Genomic DNA, 22,008 nt, shown 5'->3' with positions numbered 1-22,008 from the left:
GATCCCGCATGATCGAGAAACGCGACTTTTACATCAATGGCCAGTGGGTGTCTCCCGCTGAGCCGAACGACTTTGAGGTAATCAATCCCTCGACGGAGGAACCCTGCGCAGTGATTTCACTGGGCTCGGAGGCTGACACCAACGCTGCGGTAGCGGCGGCCAAGGCGGCCTTCCCTGGCTGGATGGCCACACCGGTGGAACAGCGCATCGCGCTGGTGGAAAAGCTGGTCGAAATCTATGAAGCCCGGGCTGAGGATATGGCCCAGGCGATGTCGCTGGAAATGGGCGCGCCGATCAACCTGTCGCGCACGTCGCAAGTCGGTGCCGGCAGTTGGCACCTGCGCAACTTTATCGCTGCGGCCAAGGAGTTCAAGTTCGACGCGCCGCTGAACGAGAACAGCCCCAACGACCGTATCATCCACGAGCCGGTTGGCGTGTGCGCGCTGATCACACCTTGGAACTGGCCGATGAACCAGGTCACGCTCAAGGTGGGTGCGGCGGCAATCGCTGGCTGTACGATGGTCCTGAAACCGTCTGAGCAAAGCCCGCTGAACGCAATGATCTTTGCCGAGATGATGGATGAGGTCGGCTTCCCCGCAGGTGTTTTCAACCTTGTGAACGGCGATGGAACCGGTGTCGGCGCGCAGCTGACCGGGCACCCGGATGTGGACATGGTGTCCTTCACCGGCTCCACCCGTGCAGGCATCGCGATTTCGCAGAATGCGGCTCAGACGTTGAAGAAAGTGCATCTTGAGCTGGGCGGCAAAGGCGCCAACGTGATCTTTGAAGATGCCGACGATAAGGCGGTTAAACGCGGCGTGCTGCACATGATGCAGAACACCGGGCAAAGCTGCAACGCGCCCAGCCGGATGCTGGTGCAGAACAGCATCTATGACCGCGTAGTGTCCGAGGCTGCGGAAGTGGCCTCCAAAGTCGAAGTCGGTCCTGCTGATCGGGAAGGCCGCCACATCGGCCCGGTGGTGAATGAGCTGCAGTGGAACAAGATCCAGGATCTGATCCAGAAAGGTATCGACGAAGGCGCTCGCCTGGTCGCAGGCGGCACCGGGCGTCCGGACGGGCTCAACAAGGGCTATTATGTGAAGCCGACGGTCTTCGCCGATGTGAACAACCAGATGACCATCGCGCGCGAAGAGATCTTCGGGCCGGTTCTGTCGATCATTCCCTTTGAGACAGAAGAAGAGGCGATCGAGATTGCCAACGACACGCCCTATGGCTTGACCAACTATGTGCAGACGCAGGACGGCGCCCGCGCCAACCGCATGGCCCGCGCCCTGCGCTCCGGCATGGTGGAGATGAACGGCAAGTCGCGCTCGGCGGGTTCGCCCTTTGGCGGTATGAAACAGTCCGGAAAGGGCCGCGAAGGCGGCAAGTGGGGGATTGAGGATTTCCTGGAGGTTAAGGCTGTGGGAGGCTGGGCTGCTGAGTAAGCCCGCCGGATGAGAACGGATGGAGAGCCGCCCTTAAGGGGGCGGCTTTCTTTTTTTGCGCTTTCAGGAGCCGGGGGCTCCCGCGCCTGCAAGCCCCCGGCTGCGCCGGGCGGCCCGTCGGCTTGGGCGAGGCCCGTGCTGCGCACGGGGAGGTGGGCGCAAGCTTGCCAGGCAAGTCAGAAATAGGCTCTGAGCAGGCAGATCGCGGCGATCCCAGTAGCCATCGTCAGCGGCAGGCTGCGGGTAAGCAGCGCCACCGTCAGTGCGGCTGCCCCGGCCGCCCATTCCCGCGGCCCGCCTTGCATAAGCAGATAGGTAACCAAGGATAAGATCAGGCAGCCGGGCAGTGCCTGCAGACCACGCGCCCAGGGCCCGTGGTCCGGAAGCCGCCTTCCCAGCAAGCAGCCCGACAGCCGCACTGCAAAAGTGGCGGCAGCCAGGCCAAGGATCAGGGTCCAGGTCTCAGTCATTGCCCAGCACTCCGGCTATCGCCGCACCGCCGAGGCCGCCCAGGATGAGGGTCCAGGTGGGATCCAGCGCAGTGAGCCGGCCGGCCAGCAGCACTGTTGCGATGGATACCGCCCAGGGCAGCAGCATCGCGCTGCCGTGCCACAATGATCGCAGGATCGCAATGAAGGCGGCAGTGAAGGCGAAATCCATCCCTAGGGCGCGCGGCTCCGGCACCACCGCGGCAAAGGAGGTCCCTGCCACTGTTGACAACACCCAGACCGCCATCAGCCCCAGGCCGCCACCCACAAGATACCAGTATCCGGCGCCGCGGCCGCGGGCGCGCATCGCGTGCATCAGCGCCCAGTTTTCATCCGTTGCCAGATGCACGCCAAGGAGGACTTGCCACCAAGGGCGTCCGGCGAATTCATCCCTCAGCGAGGCCGTGATCAGCAGCAGCCGCAGGTTCAGCGCCAGCCCGGCCAGGAGCGCTGCCCCGGCGCCAGCCCCGGCCACCAGCCGTTCCACAGCGATGATCTGCGAGGAACCGGCAAAGACGATGGTGCCCATCACTCCAGTCTGAAGTCCGTCCATCCGGGCCTGCGCGGCCAGCAGGCCAAAGGCCAGTCCGTAGACACCTACGCCAACCGCCAGGGGCAGGATGTCCCGCAAACCGGCGGTCAACTGGCTGCGGACCGTGCCGCTGTGAGGGAGGCCTTGCAGGGTCATGGCGTAGTTCCTGTGGAAGTGGCGGCTTTGATCAACTATATCGAACACATTGATTATATATCGAACGCTCTTGGCGTTCGTCAAGTCGAACGAAAGGATGAAATAAAGAACATGTCAGCGCCCCATCAGATGATCGCCGCGGCAATTCAGCGTGAGCGCAACCGCGCAGGCAAGTCGCTGTCGGCGCTGGCTGCGCAGGCTGGAATTGCCAAATCGACCCTGTCACAGCTGGAGGCAGGCAACGGAAACCCCAGTTTAGAGACGCTTTGGGCTCTGGCCGCGGCGCTGGGTGTCCCGCTGAGCCTGTTGTTTGAGACCGAAGCACCTTCCACCACCCTGATCCGCGCGGCGGAGGGCGAGCCGCTGGAGTCGGAGCAGTCGGATTTCACCGCGGTGCTGCTGTCGCGCTGTCCCTCGAATGTACGGCGGGATATTTACCGGGTGGTGATGCAGCCGGGAGAAGCCCGCCGCGCCCAGCCGCATCCGCGTGGCACGGTGGAGCATATGCTGGTCTGTTCCGGGCAGATGCGGGCGGGACCGGACGGGCAGCAAGATGTTCTGCAGCCCGGCGACTATTATACCTATCCCGGCGACCGCCCCCACAGCTATGAGGCGCTGCAGGCGGATACGCTTTTTCTGATGGTGATGGAGGCGCCGTGAGCTGCGGCGGGGTCAGAAGTCCGGTTTTACCCTGAACTTCAGCGACTCGCCGCTATCGGGATGTTTGATCCGCAGCTCCTCGGAGTGCAGCATCAGCCGAGGGTGGTCCAGAGCTGCACCGCTGGCATAAAGCGGGTCGCCCAGGATTGGGTGGCCCAGCGACAGCATATGCACGCGCAGTTGGTGCGAACGTCCGGTCTTGGGCGTCAGCCGCACCCGGGTGGCGCCGTCTTCGTATTTCATAACCCGCCAGTCGGTGACGGCGGGCTTGCCGGTCTCATGGCAGACCATCTGTTTGGGCCGGTTCGGCCAGTCGACGATCAGCGGCAGGTCCACGGTGCCGCTGCGCGGTTCCAGCTGTCCCTCAACCCGTGCCACATAGGCCTTTTTTGCAGTGCGCTTTTCGAACTGCATCGACAAGTGCCGCTGAGCATGGGGAGTAAGGCCGAACACCATCACGCCGGAGGTGTCGCGGTCCAGCCGGTGCACCAGCAGCGCCTCGGGGAACACGGCCTGAACGCGGGCGATCAGGCAGTCGGCCAGATGCTCGCCGCGGCCCGGCACCGACAAAAGGCCCGCAGGCTTGTTCACCGCCAAGAGCTCGGCGTCGTGGTGCAGGATGTCCAGCGGGTCCTGCGGCGGGGTGTATTCGCTTGAAACGGCCATGGTGCCTGCCTAGCGCCACAGGCGTGCGGGGGCAAGCACGGCCGGTACCCGCGCCGGTGAGGCTTTCCCTTGTGCCCCGCCATTTGCTAAATTGACACTGTCCCGGCGATCCGGTAACCGGCGCGCCTCACTGATAGACGGGGACGATGCATGGCACGCAAACGCAAAGGGCGCGATATTTCCGGCTGGCTGGTGGTGGATAAGCCTGCGGGGCTGACCTCGACCGCGGTTGTGAACAAGGTGCGCTGGGCGCTGGATGCCAAGAAGGCTGGCCATGCGGGCACCCTTGACCCCGAGGCAACCGGTGTTCTGGCCGTGGCGCTGGGCGAGGCGACCAAGACCGTTCCCTATATCACCGACGCGCTGAAGGCCTATACCTTCACGGTGCGGCTGGGGCAGGCGACCAACACCGATGACGCCGAGGGCGAGGTGATCGCGCAGAGCGACGCGCGCCCCACCGACGAGCAGATCAAGGAGGCGCTGCTGCCATTCCTGGGCGAGATCATGCAGGTGCCGCCCAAGTTCTCCGCCGTGAAAATCGATGGCCAGCGCGCCTATAAGCTCGCCCGCGATGGTGAAGATGTGCAAATCGAGGCCCGGCCGCTGTGGGTGGAAGAGCTGATCATGCTGGACCGCCCCGACGCGGACCACGTGGTTCTGGAAATGACCTGCGGCAAGGGCGGCTACGTGCGCTCGATCGCCCGCGATTTGGGGACTGCGCTGGGCTGTTATGGCCACGTCAAGGAACTGCGCCGGATTTGGTCTGGCCCGTTTGATGCCGAAGACGGCATCTCGCTGGAGCGGATCGACGAACTGGCGAAATCGCCGGAACTCGACCATTATCTGCGGCCCCTGGAGGAAGGCCTGGCCGATCTGCCGGAACTGAAATGCACCCCGCAGGGAGCCGTGCGGCTTCGCAATGGCAACCCGGGCATGGTCGTGGCAACGGATGTGGAGTACGGCGAAGAAGCCTGGGCCTCGCTGGACGGCAAGGCGGTGGCTGTGGGGATCTATAAATCGGGTGAGCTGCACCCCAGCCGGGTGTTTGTGCAACCGGAGTGATCCGGCGGCTCTGCAGCTCGGCTCTGTCAGGAGCTGGCAGGGAGCCAGTCATGATCCTTCAGCCGGATGAGCGGATCGCTCGGGCCGCGTCAGCCGTAACTGGGGCCGTGCGGAAAACTGTCCTCGGAAGAAATCCCTCCGCTGCATAGGTCGCTGGAGAAACTGCCGCAGCTTCAGGGGGATCGCGGCCCGGAAATAGAAGCTGGCCCGGAGAGTGATCCGGGGGATCGCTTTGCCGCATCATGTTCGTCCTCCGGTCCGGGCACCTCTTTCAACACGTGCCAGGGGCGCTAGGGGAACCACCCAACCCGAGGAAAACAGTACGGTGTGACCTGGCCTGGGGTTGCTCACAACCATCTGTGGACCCGCAGTGGCGTTATCCCCTCATAGCCGCGCCGGACCTGCTTGGATCACAAACTGCGTCCGAGTATTAAGGCCCGCATGATCACCCGCAGACACACCAAGGGCGATGCCCTCTCGACCGCCGTCTATTCTGACTGCGAAACCTACCGCTACAGCCTGACACGGGTTTGGGCCCCGGCACGGAGGCGTGTGATGTTCGTGATGCTGAACCCCTCGACTGCAACCGAGGTGCAGAATGATCCCACCATCGAACGCTGCGAGCGGCGCGCCCGCGCGCTGGGGGCCGGCGGCTTCAGAGCCACCAACATATTTGCCTGCCGGGTAACCGACCCGCGTGAGATGCGGCAGCTGGAGGCTCCGGAAGGCCCAAACAATATGGCTGCTATTCTGGAAGGGGTGGATTGGGCCGATGTGGTGGTCTGCGCTTGGGGCACCCACGGCGCGCACCGAGGCCAGGGCGCGCGGGTCGCAGCGGTGCTGAGATCCAGAGGCAAACCGTTGTATCACTTGGGGCTCAGCAAGGCAGGCCACCCCAAGCATCCGCTCTACATTGCCTACAGCGAGCAGCCGCAGCTGTGGCAATCGGACTAAGCCAGATTTAGCCCTTGTTAACCTGTGTTCTTGTTTTGTTTTGAACGCCTGCCTGCAATGTGAGATTGTGCTGACTGGTATTGGTTTGTCCAGGGGTTGATCTGGCAATGTTGTGGTTGGCGAGTGTACTGGGGCTTGTAGCGGTTGGCAGTGCGGTTTTTGCAGAAACCGGGTCGGACGAAGATGACCCGGAAGCGCGGCGCGAGCCGGAGCCGGAGGGGGACGGTCTCGACGGCGGCTTTGTCGAGCCGGGCGGCGGATCCGTCACCGGTACGGAAAACGGTGATGTTCTGGCGGGCGGCGAGGCGGCAGACAGTTTGTCCGGCGGTGCCGGGGATGACCAGATCGGCGGATACGGCGGTGGCGATTGGATCGACGGCGGCACCGGCAGTGACTCTCTATACGGCCAAGATGGCGACGACAGCCTGTTCGGCGGAGAGGGGCAGGACTTGCTCCATGGCGAGGACGGCACCGATTGGCTGGAGGGCGGCGCTGGCGGCGACAGTCTTTACGGGCATTTCGGAAGCGACACCCTGCTGGGCGGCAGCGGGGCAGATCTCTTGCATGGTGGCCAGGGCCAGGATTGGATGGAAGGCGGTGCGGACGAGGATACGCTGCACGGCAACGACGGCGACGACAGCCTGACCGGCGGCGCCGGGGCGGACGCGCTGTTCGGCGGCTACGGCAATGATGTGGTGTCCGGTGCAGGGGACGGAACGGAACAGGATTACGTAAACGGCGGTGACGGGGATGACACGCTGATTGCCGGTGCAGGCGATGTGCTGACCGGCGGCGCTGGCGCGGATCAGTTCATGGCAGGCAGCTGGACCGGCAGCATGGAGGCGGTCCAACTGATGGATTATAACGCGGACGATGATCAGCTGGTGGTCGTCTGGGAATTCGAAGACGGGGAAGAGCCCACGCTGGAAGTGCGGCAGAATCCGGATGATGCGGCGGAGCAGCTGATCCTGGTGAATGGCCAGACTGCCTTGCGGATTTCCGGGGCCGAGGGGCTCACCGCTGAGGATTTGGTGCTGATCGACCCGGAATCGGCGGCAGGCACCGGGCTGCTGCCGCAATAGATGCGGCATCCGGCACCTGCCAGTTAGCCTTTGCCTTTACAGCGGAAACATCATATACGCGCGCATCTGCCGTGATTCCGCGGCAGGTTTCTCCATGGGCCTGTGCTGGACGACATCCCGGCCTGTGCCATCCACTCTAACCTATGAAGGAGACCCCGATGTCGATCACTGCGGAAGAAAAAGCGCGCCTGATGAAAGAATTCGCAACCAAGGACGGCGACACCGGCTCGCCGGAAGTCCAGGTTGCAATCCTGACCTCGCGCATCAACACCCTGACTGAGCACTTCAAAACTCACAAGAAGGACAACCACGGCCGCCGTGGCCTTCTGAAGATGGTTGCTCAGCGCCGCAAGCTGCTGGACTACACCAAAGGCAAGGATGAGGCCCGTTACCAGGACCTGATCAAGCGCCTGGGCATCCGCCGCTAATCCGCGCTTTTCCGGATTTTGAACGCCCGTTCCGAAAGGAGCGGGCGTTTTCTGTTGCGCGGGCATCCTTCGGCAGCGGGCGGCTCCCGCGCCCGCAGGCTCCCCGGCTGCGCACGGGCGGTTGCAACTTAATGACAGTCGAGCCTTCGAAGGGCAGCGGCGGATCCGAATGAGAAACGCCGCCCCAATTGGAGCGGCGTTTGATCCGTTTCAGGGTCGGCCGGTGTTACTCGCCATACGGCACCCAGATGTTCTTGACCTCTGTGGCCTCCTGCAGGAAGCGCTTGGTCTGGTCTTGCATCCAGTCAGTTGCAGTTCCGTTGTTGACCCAGGTGCGCTTCAGATTGCCCGCGGATGCCGCTTCAATTGCCGCCGACAGATCGGTGGACGAGAAGCTCCAGACGGCATCCACATTCAAATGCGAGGAAAGCGCTTTTGCCAGTTCTGCATGGCTGCCGGTCAGGATGTTGACCACGCCCGCAGGCACATCCGAGGTGTCCATAACCTGGTAGAAATCGGTCGCCGCCAGGGGAAAGGCTTCGGAGGCTGCCAGCACCACCCGGTTGCCCATGGCAATGGCGGGCGCCATGGCAGAAACAAGGCCGAGAAGCGGTGCCTCATCGGCACAGAGGGCACCGATCACGCCAACCGGTTCCTTCATCGCCAGTGCGACGCCGCGGATCGGGACGCCATGCACCTGGCCGTCGTATTTATCCGCCCAAGCGGCAGCGGTGAACAGGCGCTGGATCGAAGCCTCGACCTCCTCCGCACCGGACTTCTTTCCGGTCATCGCGTCGATGCGGGCAGAAAATTCCGCGGCGCGGGCCGACAGGTTTTCACCGATGTAGTAGAGGATCTGCGCGCGCAGATGACCGGTGGTCCTGGACCAGCCCTCAGCTCCGGCGGCGGCCTCTACCGCGTTGCGCACGTCCTTGCGGTTGGCAAGGCTAATGTGGCCCAGCAGAGTGCCAGCTTTGCCGTAGATGGCTTGGCTGTAGCCGCCGTCCGGGCGGGCCTGCTTGCCGCCGATGTAGAGCTTTGAGGTCCGGTCCAGCGGATCCGCCGGGGCCCCGTTGCCCTCAAATGGCTCCACCTTTGCCAGCGGTTTGGCCTTGGCCCTGGGGCGGGTGTAGGCCGCCAGGCCTTCCCAGCCGCCCTCGCGCCCGAAACCGCTTTCGCGCACGCCGCCAAAGCCTGCGGCAGCGTCGAACATATTGGTGCCGTTGACCCAGACCACACCGGCCGCCAGTTTCGGCGCCATGTCGAGTGCCAGGTTCACATTCTCGGTCCAGACGGTTGCCGCGAGGCCGTAGCGGGTGTTGTTGGCCAGCTCCACCGCCTCCGCCGGGGTGCGGAAGGTGCAGGAGACCAGGACCGGGCCAAAGATCTCCTCTTGCATCAGAGGATCAGCTGGCGACAGGCCCTCAATCAGCGTCGGCGGGTAGAAGCAGCCGCCTTCGGGCATCTCCACCTGTGCCTGGTGCATGGTGCCGGCAGTGTTGGCGGCGACCATGCTGCTGATGGTGTCGAGCTGCACCGGGTCCACAACCGCGCCGACGTCCACGCATTTGTCGAGCGGACTGCCGACGCGCAGTCCGTCCATGCGGGCCTTGAGTTTGCTGTGGAAGCGTTCTGCGATGCCTTCCTGCACCAAAAGGCGCGAACCGGCGCAGCAGACCTGGCCCTGGTTGAACCAGATTGCATCGACCAGCCCTTCGATGGCGGAATCGAGATCGGCGTCGTCAAAGACGATGTAGGGGGACTTGCCGCCCAGTTCCAGCGTCAGCGCCTTGCCGCTGCCTGCGGTGGCCTCGCGGATCTTGCGGCCAACCGATGTGGAGCCGGTGAAGGCGATCTTGTCCACGTCCGCCGCGGTGATCATCTCCCCCACGGCACCATCGCCGGTGACGATATTGACAACGCCCTTGGGCAGACCCGCCTGGCGGCAGATATCGGCAAACAGCAGCGCGGTCAGCGAGGTGTATTCCGCCGGTTTCAGCACCACCGTGTTGCCCATCGCAATGGCCGGCGCGATCTTCCAGGCCAGCATCAGGAGCGGAAAATTCCAGGGAATGATCTGCCCGCAGACGCCCAGGGCCTCGGCGTCCGGCAGTTCACTTTCTATCAGCTGGGCCATGCCGGCATGATAGTAGAAATGGCGCTGGGCCAGGGGAATGTCGATGTCGCGGCTCTCGCGGATCGGTTTGCCGTTGTCCAGCGTCTCCAGCACGGCAAACAGGCGGGAATGCTTTTGCAGCAGCCGCGCGATGGCATAGAGGTACTTGGCCCGGCCCGGGCCGCCAAGCGCTTCCCATTTGCCCTGCGCCTTGCGGGCGGCCTCAACCGCAGCGTCCACGTCGGCCTGGGTGGCCTGGGTCAGGCTTGCCAATACTTCCCCGGTGGCCGGGTTCCTGCTGTCAAAGCCTTCACCGGCGGCGGTGTACTCACCGTTGATGAAATGGCCGAAGCGGCTGCCCTGATCAACGAGCCAGGCCAGCGCCTCCGCGGCGCTTTCGGGGGCGGGGCCATATTCCATGCTGTCGAAGATCTCTTTGATGGTCATGATACTGATCCTTTTCGCGGAACCGGTTTCCGGCGAGGAAACCGGCCCGGAATTCGTGCCGAATTCCGGCGCCCTCACCCCATGGAGTGGCGGTAGCCGGCGGAGTATGCCCCGGTGACATGATGTTCCAGCTGGCGCTCGATATCGCCCAAGAGCGATGAGGCGCCAAAGCGGAACAGGTCGGGCTGCAGCCAGCGGTGGCCGAGCTCGTCTTTCATCAGCGCCAGGTACACCAGCGCGTCCTTGGCCTTGGAGATGCCGCCGGCAGGTTTGTAGCCGACGCGGTAGCCGGTGCGGTCATAATAGTCGCGGATCGCGCGGATCATCACCAGGCTGACGGGCAGGGTGGCGTTGATGCTCTCCTTGCCGGTGGACGTCTTGATGAAATCGGCGCCTGCCATCATGCACACCAGCGAGGCCCGGGCCACATTGCGCAGGGAGCCCAGTTCGCCGGTGGCGAGGATCGCCTTTACATGCGCCTCGCCGCAGGCCAGGCGGAAGGCTTTCATCTCGTCATAAAGCGCCTGCCAATTGCCGGTCAGCACATGGCGGCGGGATATCACGATGTCGATCTCCTCGGCACCGGCGCTGACGCTTTCGCCGATCTCGGCCAGCCGCAGGTGGAACGGCGACAGGCCCGCCGGGAAACCGGTGGAAACTGCGGCCACCGGAATGCCAGTGCCCTCCAGCGCCTTGACGGCAGTGGGGACCATGTCGTGGTAGACACAGACCGCCCCGGTGGTGAGCCCCTCCATCCCCAGGCTGCGCAGAATGCCGGCATTCACCGGCTGGCGCGCCTTGGCGCACAGGCGCCGGACACGGCCTTCGGTGTCGTCGCCGGACAGTGTGGTGAGGTCGATGAGGCTGATGGCTTTCAGCAGCCAGGCCGCCTGATGGTCTTTCTTGACACTGCGGCGGCCCGGCAGGGTGGCGCAGCGGCGCTCGATGGCCGAGGTGTTGGCCTGCACGGCAGCGACCCAGTCCAGGTCCAGCTCCATGCCGGGATTGCGCGGCTCTGCCAGCTGCGGCAGCTGCGCGCTTCTTTCAGCGATATGGCTTTCCATTGGGGATCCTCAGAAGAGTTCCGTGCGAAAATCGCACGGGTGCGGCATATTGGCAAGCGAGCCCCCGGCGGCTGCCGTCAAGTTTTTTGACTAAATGGACAAATTTCCGGCCCGGACGGCTGCCGCCGGCGAGTGCATGCGATTGGGGGAAGGCCGCGGGGCGCAGGAATCGTGTTTTGCGATTCTGCGGCCGCCACAGCGCGCATTCCGGTGGCAGAATCGGCCCCGCATGCTAAATTTAGCGGTATGAGCAGTGCAGAACCCTATATCAGCGAAAATTCGCGCCTGGAAACCCGGCCTGTGATCCGCCAGCTGGACGACAGCGCCATAAACCGGATTGCCGCCGGCGAGGTGGTTGAACGGCCCGCATCCGCCGTCAAGGAACTGGTGGAAAACGCCATCGACGCTGGCGCCACGCGGATCACGGTGGAGATTGCCGATGGCGGCAAGACGCTGATCCGGGTGACGGATGACGGCTGCGGCATGACGCCGGAGGACCTGCCGCTGGCGCTCAGCCGCCATGCGACCTCCAAGATCGACGGCTCTGACCTTTTGAATATCCACACCTTCGGCTTCCGCGGTGAAGCGCTGCCCTCGCTTGGTGCGGTGGGGCGGCTGACCATCACCAGCCGCGCGGCCGGGCATGAGGCGGCGCAGATCCGGGTGTCGGGCGGCAAGCTGGAGCCGGTGAAGCCGGCAGCGCTGCGGGCAGGCACCGTTGTCGAACTGCGCGACCTGTTCTTTGCCACCCCGGCGCGGCTCAAGTTCATGCGCACGGACCGGGCCGAAGCGCAGGCGATCTCCGACACGGTGAAGCGGCTGGCGATGGCAGAGCCCTCGGTCGGCTTTACCTTGCGCGATGTTTCGGGAGGCGGCGAGGGACGGGTCACCTTTCGTGCCGATCCGCTGTCCGGCGACCTGTTTGACGCGCTGCACGGGCGGCTGGCCTCGGTGCTGGGGCGGGAGTTTGCCGAAAACGCGCTGAAGATCGACGCCACCCGCGAAGGCATCCGGCTTTATGGCTATGCGGCGCTGCCGACCTATTCGCGCGGTGCAGCGGTGGCGCAGTTTCTGTTCGTGAACACGCGGCCGGTAAAGGACAAGATGCTGACCGGTGCTTTACGGGCGGCCTATTTCGATTTCCTCAGCCGCGACCGGCATCCGGCGGCGGCGCTGTTTGTTGATTGCGACCCGCAACTGGTCGACGTGAACGTGCATCCCGCTAAATCCGAGGTGCGTTTTCGCGATCCCGGCTTGGCCCGCGGGCTGATCGTCTCTTCCCTGCGCCATGCGCTGGCAGAGGCGGGGCACCGCGCCTCGACCACAGTGGCAGGCACAACGCTGGGGGCGATGAAGCCGGAACAGCCAACCGCCAGCGGCGCGCCGCGGATCTATCAGATGGACCGGCCGTCTTATGGCGCACGCAGCCTGTCCTATGCAGCGCAATCCCCTGGCCAGCCGAAAGCGCCGTCCTATGATGCGCTGCCATCGCCGGGCTTTGCCGAACTTGCTGGGGCCTACAGCGGCCGGGTGACGGAAGTTGCCGAAGCTCCAGCGGCCCCGGGCCGGCCCTCGGATGCGCCTGAGACCTCCGCGCCTGGGGCTGAGCAACTGCCGTTGGGTGCGGCCCGCGGCCAGGTGCATGAGAACTACATCATCGCCCAGACCGCCGACGGCATGGTGATTGTCGACCAGCACGCCGCGCATGAGCGGCTGGTCTATGAAAAACTGAAACGCCAGATGGCAGAAAACGGCGTCGCTGCACAGGCTTTGCTGATCCCGGAGATCGTTGAGCTCAGCGACAACGATTGCGCCTGCCTTCTTGGGGTGGCAGACGAACTGGCCAAGTTCGGCCTGGGCATCGAGGCGTTCGGCGGCAATGCCATCGCGGTGCGCGAAACCCCGGCGATCCTGGGCGAAGTCAACGCCGAAGCGATGATCAAGGACATCCTGGATGAGCTGTCGGACCAGGGCGAAAGCCAGCTGGTGCAGGCCAAGATCGAAGCAATCCTCAGCCGGGTGGCGTGTCATGGCTCGATCCGCTCCGGCCGCCGGATGCGGGGCGAGGAGATGAATGCGCTCCTGCGGGAGATGGAGGCGACCCCCCATTCCGGCCAGTGCAACCATGGCCGTCCCACTTATGTAGAGTTGAAACTGGCAGATATCGAGCGCCTGTTCGGGCGCACATGAACAAGAACCCCCGTTAAAGGGAGGACGAGCAGTGACGATGGAACAGGCCCAGTGGGCAATCTATGCGCTAGCCGGGCTGGCCGCGCTTCTGGCGCTCGCGGGGCTGCGGCTGCGCGGCACGGCGCGGCAGCTGGAACAGGTGAACGCAGATCAGCGCAGCCACATTGCCGGGCTGACGGCAGAAGTGGCGCGGCTGCCAGAACTGGCAGATGAACTGGCCACCCTGCGCCGCACCAGCGAGAATGAGCGCAGCGCCCGCTATCAGGCCGAGGCCCAGGTGCAGGCGCTGAAGGCAGAGCACAGGGCGCGGCTGGAAGAACTGCACCACATGAACCAGCAGATGGAGCACAAGTTTGCCTCGCTGGCCAATGGCGTTTTGAAACAGAACTCGGAGAGCTTCCTGAGCCTGGTCAGCGAGCGCTTTCAGGCACACAGCAAGACAGCGGATGCGGATCTGGCCAAGCGCCATGCCGCGATCGAAAGCCTGGTAAAGCCGCTGGATCACAAGCTCGGTCAGTTCGGCGAGCGGATCAAGGAGATCGAGCAGGCCCGCAACGAGGCTTATGGCGCGATCCAGGCGCAGGTGAAACATCTGGCCGAAGGCCAGGCCATGCTGGGCGGCGAGACCCGCAAACTGGTGCAGGCCCTGCGCGCGCCCAAGACCCGCGGCCGCTGGGGCGAGATGCAGCTGCGGCAGGTGTTCGAGATGGCCGGCATGACCGAACATGTCGATTACGAGCTGGAGAAAAGCGTTGGCACCGACGATGGCCTGCGCAGGCCCGACGCCGTGGTCCGGATCCCGGGTGGCAAAAGCATCGTGGTGGATGCCAAGACCCCGCTGGAAGCCTATCTGGATGCTTTGGAGGCAGAAACCCCCGAGCAGCAACAGGCGGCGCTGGCGCGTCACGCGAACCATGTGAAGACACACGTGCGGCAGCTTTCCTCGAAATCCTATCAAAGCACCCTGGCGGAAACGCCGGACTTTGTGGTGATGTTTATTCCCGGCGAAACCTTTGTGTCGGCCGCGGCCGAAGCGGATCCGGGGCTGATCGAATATGCCTTCGAAAACAAGGTTCTGATTGCCACGCCCACCACGCTGATGGCCCTGGTCAAGTCGATCGCATACGGCTGGCAACAAGAAAAGATGGCAGAGAACGCGGTAGAAGTGCAGAAGACCGCCAAGGAACTTTATGACCGGCTGTCGACCTTCTCGAAAAACCTGGCCTCGGTCGGGCGGTCGCTGTCTTCCTCCGTGAACAACTACAATAAGGCGGTGGGCTCGCTTGAAGCCCGGGTGCTGCCCTCAGCCCGCCGGTTTGAGGCGATGGGCGTTGTGGCAAACGGTGCAGAACTGGAAGATCCGGGCCAGGTGGAAGTCGAGCCGCGGCAGGTTGCGCTTTTGACGGAGGAGTAGATGCGGCTGCAGCTGGCGCGCGCAACGGCAAGTCCTCAGGAGGCCGTGCTGCTCAGCGCGGCGGAAGTCGAGGCCGAACGCATTGTCGCGCTGTTGCGGATCGCGGTGGCGCTGGGTCTGCTGCTGGCAATGATGCTGGCCATAGATTCTGTGCGGTTAATTGACGAGCCGCACCTGCGCCGACAGATCGGGCTGGCGGCGGCCACGCTGCTCTCCTACCTGACGGTTGGGGGGCTGATCTACTGGGCAATCGGAAAGAGTCTGTTCAAGCCTTGGATGATCTGGCTGGCGGTCCTGGCAGACTGCGCCTTTCTGTTGCTCAACACCTTCCTGTCGCTGGTGAATACCGGGGTGCCCGGCGGTGCGCTTTTTGTGATGCCCGCCGTGTGGATGGCGCCGGTTGTGCTGGCCTTTGGCGTGCTGCGGTTCAACCCTTTGCGGCTTGCCGTGATGCTGGTGCTGATTGCTGCGGGGCTTGGCTGGATGATCCTGTGGCAGCCGCCGCAATCCACGCCGGAACTTGCCGGGCGGATCGCCCTGTCCCTGGCGCCGCCGCCCAACGTCATGAGGCTGGTGATGCTGTGTTTGGCAGGTGCCGTTCTGGTGGTGGCTGCGGTGCGCATGCGGCACCTGCTGCACCGCTCGATTGAGGAAGCGCGGCAGAAGGCCAACCTGACCCGCTACCTGCCGGCCCAGCTGGCGGGCCGCCTGGCGGGCGGAGGGCTGGAAGCGCTGCAGGAGGGACGCCAGCAGCCGATGGCAATCCTTTTCATCGACATCCGAGGCTTTACCAGCTGGTGCGAGGGCCGTGAGCCGAAGGAGGTCAGCACTTTGATCACGGAATTCCGCGCCCGGGTGGAAGATGTCGCGGGCCGCACCGGCGGGCTGATCGACAAATATATTGGTGACGCGGCGATGATCCTGTTTGAGGGGGAGCATGCGGCGGCGCGGGCGCTGGACTGTGCCGAAGGCCTGCTGGCGGACGTAACGGCATGGTGCCGGATGCGGGAACAAGCGGGCGGCGCCGGGCTGGCCGCCGGGATCGGGGTGCATTGGGGCGAGGTCTTCTCAGGCGTGACGGGCACTCCCGAGCGGCTGGAGTACTCCGTCTTTGGCGACACGGTGAACACCGCGGCGCGGCTTGAGCAGCTGACCAAGGTGCATGGTATGGCGCTGATTGCCTCTGAGGCGCTTTTGCAGCAGGCCGGGGCGGAGCCCGCGCGCAACGGCTGGGCTGCGCTGCCGGCGGAGGTCCTGCGCGGGCGCAGCCAGCGGCTCGCGCTCTTCGGCAAGGCGCAGGTGTAGCAGCCGCCCCATTTGCCTCAGATCAAAGACTTAGGCGTTTGGCCCGCGGTTTGATATGCTGAGGCAGCGAACAGAAGGAGTGGAGCAATGCTGGAGATCTCAGTCCGCAAGGTGGCGCAGGTGGCGATGATGGCCCGGGAACTGGGCCGCGCGGAGGGTGAGCTGCGCGCCTTCATAGACCGCATGAGCGAGGACCAGCAGGCGGAGCTGGTCGCAATTATGTGGGTCGGGCGCGGCAGCTTCGAACCGGAAGAGCTTGGCGATGCGATCAATACTGCCCGGCAGGAAGCGACCACTCCAACCGCGGATTATCTGCTCGGCACCCCGCATCTGGCCGACAATCTGGAGGCCGGGCTGGAGGCGCTGGGCATCGATGTGAATGACGTCGAGGAAGACGTGATCGGCCGTTGAGGCCAACCCTCCGTGCATTCTGCGGGCGCTAAGACTGCGCCGCAGCGCCCGGGGCGCTGTCCCGGACCCCGGGATATTTGAGGCCAGAAGAAAAAAGGAGCTTGGCGCGTGCCCGCAGGTTTCCGCTTGCGGGCACTCAGGGCTGTCAGCTCTTGCTGTCAACAACTTCCAGATGCTGCGCCAGCTTGCCGATTTCCTCCATCCATTTCGCCACCAGGACCGGATCGCTGGGCGCGGCGTGAACCCCGGCGGCGATCTTGCCGTTCATGGCCGCCTCGATGGCAAAGGACACCGGGTAGGACACCAGGCGCGCCATAGCAGTGCCGCGCGCATCGCCCCAGGCATCCATCACATAGGTTTTGTGCCAGGCCACGGCGCCGTCTTTTTCGGCCTTCAGCCCCACGCAGAGGACAACCCGGTCCGGCTCACCTTCGTCGTAGGCGTTCTCGACCCAGAACTGGTCGGACATTTCCTTGAGGCGGGCATCGCCTTCGGCGCCTGTCAGGGTTTCGACCTCCTTGAACACATCCGCCCAGGCGTCTGCCCAGCCGTTGAGGCGCAGGGTGCCGCGGACGAATTCCTTCACTTTCCAGTCTTTGCCGAACTCATACTGTGCGATGAAAGGGATCGAGTCGCGGTTGGGGTAGACCTCGAAGCTTTCGGGCGCGGGCAGAGGCGCCTCGTAGGAGGAGATCGCGTCCCAGGGGCGGGCAACGTCCAGCTCCTTGAAATTGCGGATTGACTTGGAGGGGGAGCGCAGAGCCTTCAATACGCCCAGCGGCGACCAGCTGAATTTGTAGCGAAACGGGTTTGGCGTTTTTGGTATGCCGCCGCAATAGGAGATGAAGCTGATCTCGTTATCGGCGTCATAGGCATCAGAGGCCTTATAGTCCGCGACCAACGCGTGGGCCATCAGGTGGTCGATGCCAGGGTCCAGCCCAACCTCGTTGATCAGGCAGACGCCGGCATCCTTGGCCTTCTGGTCCAGGGCGCGCATTTCCGGGGCGATGTAGGAGGAAGACACGAAATGCGCGCCGCGCTCGATCGCCAGTTCGGCCAGCGGCACGTGCCAGTCGCCCGGCAGCATCGAGACGATGACGTCCTTGGGGCTGACCATTTGGCCCAGGTTAGCGATGCTGAAGGCGTGGATGTTGGTGGTCAGGTCGCCAACGGCTTCGCGCGCCTTTTCGGTGGTCCGGTTCCAGACCGCTACATCGTGGCCCGCTTCCAGCAGGCGGCGCAGGCCGGGGATTGCTGACAGGCCGGTGCCGCACCAGTGAATAGTCATGAGAGTTCTCCCTTATCCGAATTTCAGTTTGGCCGCGACGATCACCAGCACGGCAGTCACGGCGCAGATATTTGCCAGGATCAAAGGCCAGTCGCCGACCAGCAGCCCATAAGCCAGCCATAAGGACACGGTGGCCAGGAACATCAGGTTCGACGGCAGCGACAAGCCAGAGGTGTCGCGGGACGCCCAGGCCTTCCAGGCCTGGGGGATCCAGCAGACGGTTCCAAGAAAGGCGGCCAGATAGCCTACGTAAGGCGCGATCATTCGGGCAGGTGCTCCAGGAAGGTCGCCTTGGCCCGGCCCCAGACTCCGCTCTCCAGATCGGTCAGAGCCTGCAGCGAGGGCAGCAACTGGGCGGCATAATCCTCCGAGCTCTCCACTGGCAGCATCGACGGCAGGTTGTCGATGGCCATCACGTCAAGCACCGGGGTTTCGGCAACACGGAGAACGGGGGCGTCCCACGTGGTGGCGCGGTCATAGACCGGCACCGGGTTGTAATCGCTGTCCGGATCGCAGGCGACATCGCCGATGGCGGTCAGCCTGCGTTCAGCGGCCAATGCTTCACGGGAAACAAAGACCGGGGTGCCGGGACGGGCAAAGATACAGTTCAGGAACAGGTCATGGTCCAGAATCTGCGGGAAGGGGCCGCCACCGGCCGTTTCTGCCATGTCCCACTTGGTGACCTGCACGCCCATCGCCTCGCATAGGTCAGCCGCGCCGGTGCCGACACGGCCAAGCGCGCCGATCACGATGGCGGTGGGGCGGCCCATGTTCAGGGCATCAAGCTCGCCGCCAAGTTCGGCCAGCAGCGCGTCCCTGCCGCCATAGACGCCAACCGGCCCGCAGATCTCGCCGCGCTGCTGGGCGGCCCAGGCCTTGAGCGTCACGGCAGCGCCAGCGTAGCCAGCCCAATAGCCAAAGGCGGCAACCCGGCGGCCGGTCTCATCGACCAGGTATTCCAGATCATAGAGCGTGCCGCCGCCAGCCTTGAACCGCTCCAGCAGCGCCTTGCCGGAGTGCTGGCCCTTGAAGGCATGGCCGAACATGATGTGGCGGTGCGGCAGCGGGGTGCCGTCCTCCGGCAGTTCCTTTAGGCCGAAAATGATTGCGTCCTCAGGCGCCTGGGGCCAGGAGTTTTCCGGCGCAATATCGCAGCCCGCATCAATGTAGCCCTGCAAAGGGATCGCCCGCACCGAGCTTTCCTCAACCGTGACCCTGATGCCGGCGGCTATCAGCGCCTTGGCGCCTTCGGGGGTCAGGCCGACCCGCTCTTCGTTGGGGCGCTGTTCGGCCCGTACCCACAGATGCGTCATTGTCATGTCCTTCAAAGCATTCCCTTGGCATGAACCGCGCGGACGGACCCGCGCTGCTCCATTGCCGTCATGAAGTTCTGGATTTTCGGGAAATCCGCCACGTTGACCCCGTCGCCTTCCAGCCAGGTGCAGACCACATAGAGGTAGCAGTCGGCGAGGCTGATTTCGTCACCCAGCACAAACGGGCCGCGCAGCCCGAACTGGCTGAGGTATCCGCAGGAGGCCGACATGGTCTGGGGCACCATCTTTTGCATGTCCTTCCAGCTGGTGCGCTCCTTGGCCCAACGGGCGCCGCGCAGCTTGTGCGCGTGGTTCACATGCATGGTGGAGGCGAGGTAGAACATCACCTCGCGCATCCGGGCCAGCCGCACCGGGTCCTGCGGGCGCAGACCGGCGTCCGGCGCCATGTCGGCGATGTATTCCAGCAGCGCGCCGGTCTCGGTCAGGATGCCGCCCTCTACCGCCAGCGCAGGCACCCGGTTCTTCGGGTTGATCTGGCCGTATGCAGCGCCGGTCTGCTCCTTGGCGGCAAAGTCGATCTCCACTGTCTCGTACTCGATCCCGGCTTCCTCCAGCGCGATGGCCACGGCCACCGAAATGGTGTTGGGGGCGTAATACAGCTGCATGGTCTTCCTCCCGTTCGGACGTCACAGATGTGTCTGGGCAAAATGCCGGTCCGGCGCTTCCAGATGCGGCACTGCGTTGAACAAAACCGGGCTCCAGTGGCCGCCGATGGGAAACAGCCGGTGGATAGAGGTGTTCATGACTGCCAGTGCAATCCGTGCCATGCCCGCGGTGTCCAGCCCCATCGCCTGCCGCAGCGCCATCGAGATCAGCCCGCCCGACGTCACCACGAGGGCGGGGCCGTCGCCTGCGGCGATCTCCTCCAGCGCCAGCCGGGTGCGGGCCTCGAAGTCTTCCCAGCTTTCATAGGGCTGGGAGATTTGCCCGCCCGCCCAGGCGGCAAAGACCTTTGGCAGATGCTCGACAAAGCCCTCGCGCTCCTCCGGGATCGGCAGCCCGTGCTGATCGCGCATCGCCTCGGCAAGGGTGAAATACTCCATCTCGTTCAGCCGCGGATCCTGAACCGCGGCGGCATAGCCCATTGAGGCCGCAGTCTCGATGTGCCGGGTCAGCGTGCCGCAATAGACGCGCGGATGATGATTGCCGCTGCTGCGCAGATGCTCCCCCAGCCAGGCCGCCTGCTGGTGGCCCAGATCGCTCAGCCGGTCGTAGCTCGCCTCATCCCGGGCGCTGGTGTTGGCCTGGCCGTGGCGGATCAGGGTGATGTGGGACATGCAGGGCAGCTCCGTTGTTACCGGTGGAAGTCTTAGGGAAGGTTCCGGCTAGAGGGAAGAGAGGGTTTGGGCACTGCTCCCATCAATTCCATTGAGGGCAGCAAACTCTTGGAGCACTGTGGGCCTGTCAGTACGGAGCCCCATCATGACCCTCGACCCTCAGCGATTTCTCGATGATCTGCATGTCTTGCGCAGCTTCGGCGCGTCGGGTGTGGGGAAGGGGGTGGTGCGTCAGGCATATTCAGACGCCGACATTGCAGCGCGCAGATGGCTCGCCGGACGGATGGAAGAGGCTGGTTTGGAGCCGCATTTCGACCCCTTGGGCACCCTGTTCGGGCTGGCCGGAGAGAACAGCCTGCTGGTGGGCTCGCACAGTGACAGCCAGCCCGAGGGCGGCTGGCTGGACGGAGCGCTGGGGGTGGTGGCCGGGCTGGAAGTTGCCCGCGCGGCCAGGGAAGCTGGCGGGCCGCCCATCTCTTGCGTCAGTTTCCAGGATGAGGAGGGACGGTTCGGGGTGCTCACCGGATCGGACGTCTGGACCGGCAAACAGGCTCTGGAGGAAGCGGACAGGTTCACCGACACCGCCGGCAATACCCTTGCGGACATGCGGTCGCGGATGGCGGATCTGGCCGGGGATTTCCTGCCGCACGGCCGGTTCACCGGTTTTCTGGAGATGCATATCGAACAGGGACCCTATCTGGAGGAGACCGGACTTGGGCTTGGCGTCGTTACGGATATTGTCGGCATCCGAGACATGCGGATCACCTTTGAAGGACGGCAGAACCATGCTGGCACCACGCCGATGCACCTGCGCCGGGATGCGTTTCAGGCGCTGTCAGCCTTCAATGCGGCTCTAAACAGCCGGTTTGCCAATGTGGTGACACCTGCCACGGTCTGGACCATCGGCCATGTGTCGCTGCATCCCAATGCTTCCTCAGTGGTGCCGGGGCGCGTGGAGTTTTCGGTGCAGTGGCGCGATGCGGATGCCGACCGGCTGGCACGGATGGAAACGCTCATCAAGGAGACGGCGCAGGACGTTTCTGCGGATCACGGCGTCACAGCGCAGCTAGGTCCGGTGATGGGGATTGAACCGGCGGCGATGGAGGCGCGGTTTCAGGCAGAGCTGGCTGCCGCGGCGGAGACGCTTGCGCCCGGGAGGTGGCAGAAAATGCCCTCCGGCGCGCTGCATGATGCGGCCAACCTGGCCACGGTGATGCCTGCGGGGATGCTGTTTGTGCCTTCGATCGGCGGCATCAGCCATGCCTTTGACGAGGACACGGACGAGGCGGATCTGGTGCTGGGATTGCGGGTGCTGGACAGCGCGGCCAGGGCACTGGCGGCAGGACCGTGACCGCGGAAAAGCGGCGGGCCGCTCCCGCCTGTTTCCGGTCATCCTGCCGGATGACCCTCACAGTTGGGCCGGGCGCCGCGGGCGCCGCGCGGGTCAGGCCCGGCCGTAGCCGCGTTTCAGCATCCGCTTGCGGTGCTGGTCGGCGGCCAGAGAGGCCTCGCGCAGGTTGCCGTAGATGTTGATAACGCTGCGCCCGCTGCCGCCGGCCACACCCCATTCGCGCAGCACGGAAACCTCGGAAAACAAGTTCATAGCCAGCTCGATGCGGTAGAACCGCGACGGGCGCGAGGGGGCTTGGCGGTAGAGCAGACAGGTGGCCATGAAATGATTCTACG

Annotated in this window: 22 protein-coding genes; 11 read left to right on the top strand and 11 right to left on the bottom strand. The window is 64.3% G+C overall.

Going from position 1 to position 22,008, the window contains the following annotated elements:
• Window positions 1–8 precede the first annotated feature (8 nt).
• Window positions 9–1,448, top strand: a complete 1,440-nt coding sequence (locus DAEP_RS0113955; protein WP_027245064.1) for an aldehyde dehydrogenase family protein — start codon at window positions 9–11, stop codon at window positions 1,446–1,448.
• A gap of 176 nt (window positions 1,449–1,624) precedes the next feature.
• Here the strand turns inward: DAEP_RS0113955 and DAEP_RS0113950 are convergent, their stop codons facing one another.
• Together DAEP_RS0113950 and DAEP_RS0113945 are read right to left on the bottom strand one after the other, a co-directional pair.
• Window positions 1,625–1,918, bottom strand: coding sequence for an AzlD family protein (locus DAEP_RS0113950; protein ID WP_027245063.1), 294 nt, complete (start codon window positions 1,916–1,918; stop codon window positions 1,625–1,627).
• Window positions 1,911–2,672, bottom strand: a complete 762-nt coding sequence (locus DAEP_RS0113945) for an AzlC family ABC transporter permease (RefSeq protein WP_245595098.1) — start codon at window positions 2,670–2,672, stop codon at window positions 1,911–1,913. The genes DAEP_RS0113950 and DAEP_RS0113945 overlap by 8 nt, the downstream gene beginning before the upstream one ends.
• A gap of 63 nt (window positions 2,673–2,735) precedes the next feature.
• On the opposite strand from DAEP_RS0113945, the gene DAEP_RS0113940 reads away from it, so the two are divergent.
• Window positions 2,736–3,284 carry a helix-turn-helix domain-containing protein gene (locus DAEP_RS0113940; protein ID WP_027245061.1) on the top strand — a complete coding sequence of 183 codons (549 nt, stop codon included), beginning with the start codon at window positions 2,736–2,738 and terminating at the stop codon, window positions 3,282–3,284.
• A gap of 12 nt (window positions 3,285–3,296) precedes the next feature.
• Here DAEP_RS0113940 and DAEP_RS0113935 read toward each other — a convergent pair whose 3' ends face one another.
• On the bottom strand, window positions 3,297–3,950 hold the full coding sequence (locus DAEP_RS0113935; RefSeq protein ID WP_027245060.1) for an RluA family pseudouridine synthase: 654 nt from the start codon (window positions 3,948–3,950) through the stop codon (window positions 3,297–3,299).
• Window positions 3,951–4,100: 150 nt separating this feature from the next.
• Here DAEP_RS0113935 and truB point away from each other — a divergent pair, with 150 nt between their 5' ends.
• The 4 genes from truB (at window position 4,101) to rpsO (ending at window position 7,476) form a co-directional block, all read left to right on the top strand.
• The gene (gene truB, locus DAEP_RS0113930; protein WP_027245059.1) at window positions 4,101–5,012 is read left to right on the top strand and encodes a tRNA pseudouridine(55) synthase TruB; all 912 of its coding nucleotides are present in this window, start codon (window positions 4,101–4,103) and stop codon (window positions 5,010–5,012) included.
• A gap of 441 nt (window positions 5,013–5,453) precedes the next feature.
• Window positions 5,454–5,966, top strand: a complete 513-nt coding sequence (locus DAEP_RS0113925) for a DUF1643 domain-containing protein (RefSeq protein ID WP_027245058.1) — start codon at window positions 5,454–5,456, stop codon at window positions 5,964–5,966.
• A 107-nt stretch (window positions 5,967–6,073) separates the two neighbouring features.
• The gene (locus DAEP_RS0113920; protein WP_027245057.1) at window positions 6,074–7,048 is read left to right on the top strand and encodes a calcium-binding protein; all 975 of its coding nucleotides are present in this window, start codon (window positions 6,074–6,076) and stop codon (window positions 7,046–7,048) included.
• A 158-nt stretch (window positions 7,049–7,206) separates the two neighbouring features.
• Complete coding sequence (rpsO, locus tag DAEP_RS0113915) at window positions 7,207–7,476, top strand: 30S ribosomal protein S15 (protein WP_008555454.1); 270 nt, start codon at window positions 7,207–7,209, stop codon at window positions 7,474–7,476.
• A gap of 226 nt (window positions 7,477–7,702) precedes the next feature.
• Here rpsO and DAEP_RS0113910 read toward each other — a convergent pair whose 3' ends face one another.
• A complete protein-coding gene (locus tag DAEP_RS0113910; protein WP_027245056.1) occupies window positions 7,703–10,039 on the bottom strand; it encodes an aldehyde dehydrogenase family protein in 2,337 nt (778 codons plus the stop codon).
• Window positions 10,040–10,113: 74 nt separating this feature from the next.
• The gene (deoC, locus tag DAEP_RS0113905) at window positions 10,114–11,103 is read right to left on the bottom strand and encodes a deoxyribose-phosphate aldolase (RefSeq protein WP_027245055.1); all 990 of its coding nucleotides are present in this window, start codon (window positions 11,101–11,103) and stop codon (window positions 10,114–10,116) included.
• Window positions 11,104–11,349: 246 nt separating this feature from the next.
• Here deoC and mutL point away from each other — a divergent pair, with 246 nt between their 5' ends.
• The 4 genes from mutL to DAEP_RS0113885 all read left to right on the top strand — a co-directional run bounded on the left by mutL (window position 11,350) and on the right by DAEP_RS0113885 (window position 16,423).
• Complete coding sequence (mutL, locus tag DAEP_RS0113900; RefSeq protein ID WP_027245054.1) at window positions 11,350–13,293, top strand: DNA mismatch repair endonuclease MutL; 1,944 nt, start codon at window positions 11,350–11,352, stop codon at window positions 13,291–13,293.
• 37 nt (window positions 13,294–13,330) lie between these two features.
• Complete coding sequence (locus DAEP_RS0113895) at window positions 13,331–14,707, top strand: DNA recombination protein RmuC (protein ID WP_036760686.1); 1,377 nt, start codon at window positions 13,331–13,333, stop codon at window positions 14,705–14,707.
• Window positions 14,708–16,012 carry an adenylate/guanylate cyclase domain-containing protein gene (locus DAEP_RS0113890; protein WP_027245052.1) on the top strand — a complete coding sequence of 435 codons (1,305 nt, stop codon included), beginning with the start codon at window positions 14,708–14,710 and terminating at the stop codon, window positions 16,010–16,012. It begins immediately after the preceding gene.
• Window positions 16,013–16,099: 87 nt separating this feature from the next.
• Window positions 16,100–16,423, top strand: coding sequence for a DUF3775 domain-containing protein (locus DAEP_RS0113885; protein ID WP_008557767.1), 324 nt, complete (start codon window positions 16,100–16,102; stop codon window positions 16,421–16,423).
• 145 nt (window positions 16,424–16,568) lie between these two features.
• Here DAEP_RS0113885 and DAEP_RS0113880 read toward each other — a convergent pair whose 3' ends face one another.
• The 5 genes from DAEP_RS0113880 to DAEP_RS0113860 are packed head-to-tail and all read right to left on the bottom strand — an operon-like array spanning window position 16,569 to window position 20,322.
• Window positions 16,569–17,711, bottom strand: a complete 1,143-nt coding sequence (locus DAEP_RS0113880) for a saccharopine dehydrogenase family protein (protein WP_027245051.1) — start codon at window positions 17,709–17,711, stop codon at window positions 16,569–16,571.
• 12 nt (window positions 17,712–17,723) lie between these two features.
• The gene (locus DAEP_RS0113875) at window positions 17,724–17,975 is read right to left on the bottom strand and encodes a SemiSWEET family sugar transporter (RefSeq protein ID WP_008554719.1); all 252 of its coding nucleotides are present in this window, start codon (window positions 17,973–17,975) and stop codon (window positions 17,724–17,726) included.
• On the bottom strand, window positions 17,972–19,024 hold the full coding sequence (locus tag DAEP_RS0113870; protein WP_027245050.1) for a saccharopine dehydrogenase: 1,053 nt from the start codon (window positions 19,022–19,024) through the stop codon (window positions 17,972–17,974). Before DAEP_RS0113870 ends, DAEP_RS0113875 begins: the two co-directional genes overlap by 4 nt.
• Window positions 19,025–19,035: 11 nt before the next feature.
• Window positions 19,036–19,650 carry a glutathione S-transferase family protein gene (locus tag DAEP_RS0113865; RefSeq protein ID WP_027245049.1) on the bottom strand — a complete coding sequence of 205 codons (615 nt, stop codon included), beginning with the start codon at window positions 19,648–19,650 and terminating at the stop codon, window positions 19,036–19,038.
• A 21-nt stretch (window positions 19,651–19,671) separates the two neighbouring features.
• Window positions 19,672–20,322, bottom strand: coding sequence for a histidine phosphatase family protein (locus DAEP_RS0113860; RefSeq protein WP_008554063.1), 651 nt, complete (start codon window positions 20,320–20,322; stop codon window positions 19,672–19,674).
• Window positions 20,323–20,467: 145 nt separating this feature from the next.
• On the opposite strand from DAEP_RS0113860, the gene DAEP_RS0113855 reads away from it, so the two are divergent.
• Window positions 20,468–21,673 (top strand): hydantoinase/carbamoylase family amidase, encoded by a 1,206-nt coding sequence (locus tag DAEP_RS0113855; RefSeq protein ID WP_027245048.1) that lies wholly within the window; start codon window positions 20,468–20,470, stop codon window positions 21,671–21,673.
• A 93-nt stretch (window positions 21,674–21,766) separates the two neighbouring features.
• On the opposite strand, the gene DAEP_RS0113850 is transcribed toward DAEP_RS0113855, so the two are convergent.
• Window positions 21,767–21,994 carry a WGR domain-containing protein gene (locus DAEP_RS0113850; RefSeq protein ID WP_008555613.1) on the bottom strand — a complete coding sequence of 76 codons (228 nt, stop codon included), beginning with the start codon at window positions 21,992–21,994 and terminating at the stop codon, window positions 21,767–21,769.
• Window positions 21,995–22,008 lie beyond the last annotated feature (14 nt).

Source organism: Leisingera daeponensis DSM 23529, from assembly GCF_000473145.1.
Lineage (GTDB): Bacteria > Pseudomonadota > Alphaproteobacteria > Rhodobacterales > Rhodobacteraceae > Leisingera > Leisingera daeponensis.
This window is presented reverse-complemented; position numbering and strand designations above follow the sequence as displayed.

What these genes read in the sequence shown, in the direction of transcription:
- DAEP_RS0113935 (WP_027245060.1), bottom strand. Translation starts at nt 3,950, where the DNA reads ATGGCCGTTTCAAGCGAATACACCCCGCCGCAGGACCCGCTGGACATC.
- rpsO (WP_008555454.1), top strand. Translation starts at nt 7,207, where the DNA reads ATGTCGATCACTGCGGAAGAAAAAGCGCGCCTGATGAAAGAATTCGCA.
- DAEP_RS0113855 (WP_027245048.1), top strand. Translation starts at nt 20,468, where the DNA reads ATGACCCTCGACCCTCAGCGATTTCTCGATGATCTGCATGTCTTGCGC.
- DAEP_RS0113885 (WP_008557767.1), top strand. Translation starts at nt 16,100, where the DNA reads ATGCTGGAGATCTCAGTCCGCAAGGTGGCGCAGGTGGCGATGATGGCC.
- DAEP_RS0113890 (WP_027245052.1), top strand. Translation starts at nt 14,708, where the DNA reads ATGCGGCTGCAGCTGGCGCGCGCAACGGCAAGTCCTCAGGAGGCCGTG.
- DAEP_RS0113920 (WP_027245057.1), top strand. Translation starts at nt 6,074, where the DNA reads ATGTTGTGGTTGGCGAGTGTACTGGGGCTTGTAGCGGTTGGCAGTGCG.
- mutL (WP_027245054.1), top strand. Translation starts at nt 11,350, where the DNA reads ATGAGCAGTGCAGAACCCTATATCAGCGAAAATTCGCGCCTGGAAACC.
- deoC (WP_027245055.1), bottom strand. Translation starts at nt 11,103, where the DNA reads ATGGAAAGCCATATCGCTGAAAGAAGCGCGCAGCTGCCGCAGCTGGCA.
- DAEP_RS0113870 (WP_027245050.1), bottom strand. Translation starts at nt 19,024, where the DNA reads ATGACGCATCTGTGGGTACGGGCCGAACAGCGCCCCAACGAAGAGCGG.
- DAEP_RS0113925 (WP_027245058.1), top strand. Translation starts at nt 5,454, where the DNA reads ATGATCACCCGCAGACACACCAAGGGCGATGCCCTCTCGACCGCCGTC.
- DAEP_RS0113955 (WP_027245064.1), top strand. Translation starts at nt 9, where the DNA reads ATGATCGAGAAACGCGACTTTTACATCAATGGCCAGTGGGTGTCTCCC.
- DAEP_RS0113865 (WP_027245049.1), bottom strand. Translation starts at nt 19,650, where the DNA reads ATGCAGCTGTATTACGCCCCCAACACCATTTCGGTGGCCGTGGCCATC.
- DAEP_RS0113950 (WP_027245063.1), bottom strand. Translation starts at nt 1,918, where the DNA reads ATGACTGAGACCTGGACCCTGATCCTTGGCCTGGCTGCCGCCACTTTT.
- truB (WP_027245059.1), top strand. Translation starts at nt 4,101, where the DNA reads ATGGCACGCAAACGCAAAGGGCGCGATATTTCCGGCTGGCTGGTGGTG.
- DAEP_RS0113850 (WP_008555613.1), bottom strand. Translation starts at nt 21,994, where the DNA reads ATGGCCACCTGTCTGCTCTACCGCCAAGCCCCCTCGCGCCCGTCGCGG.
- DAEP_RS0113860 (WP_008554063.1), bottom strand. Translation starts at nt 20,322, where the DNA reads ATGTCCCACATCACCCTGATCCGCCACGGCCAGGCCAACACCAGCGCC.
- DAEP_RS0113910 (WP_027245056.1), bottom strand. Translation starts at nt 10,039, where the DNA reads ATGACCATCAAAGAGATCTTCGACAGCATGGAATATGGCCCCGCCCCC.
- DAEP_RS0113875 (WP_008554719.1), bottom strand. Translation starts at nt 17,975, where the DNA reads ATGATCGCGCCTTACGTAGGCTATCTGGCCGCCTTTCTTGGAACCGTC.
- DAEP_RS0113940 (WP_027245061.1), top strand. Translation starts at nt 2,736, where the DNA reads ATGTCAGCGCCCCATCAGATGATCGCCGCGGCAATTCAGCGTGAGCGC.
- DAEP_RS0113880 (WP_027245051.1), bottom strand. Translation starts at nt 17,711, where the DNA reads ATGACTATTCACTGGTGCGGCACCGGCCTGTCAGCAATCCCCGGCCTG.
- DAEP_RS0113895 (WP_036760686.1), top strand. Translation starts at nt 13,331, where the DNA reads ATGGAACAGGCCCAGTGGGCAATCTATGCGCTAGCCGGGCTGGCCGCG.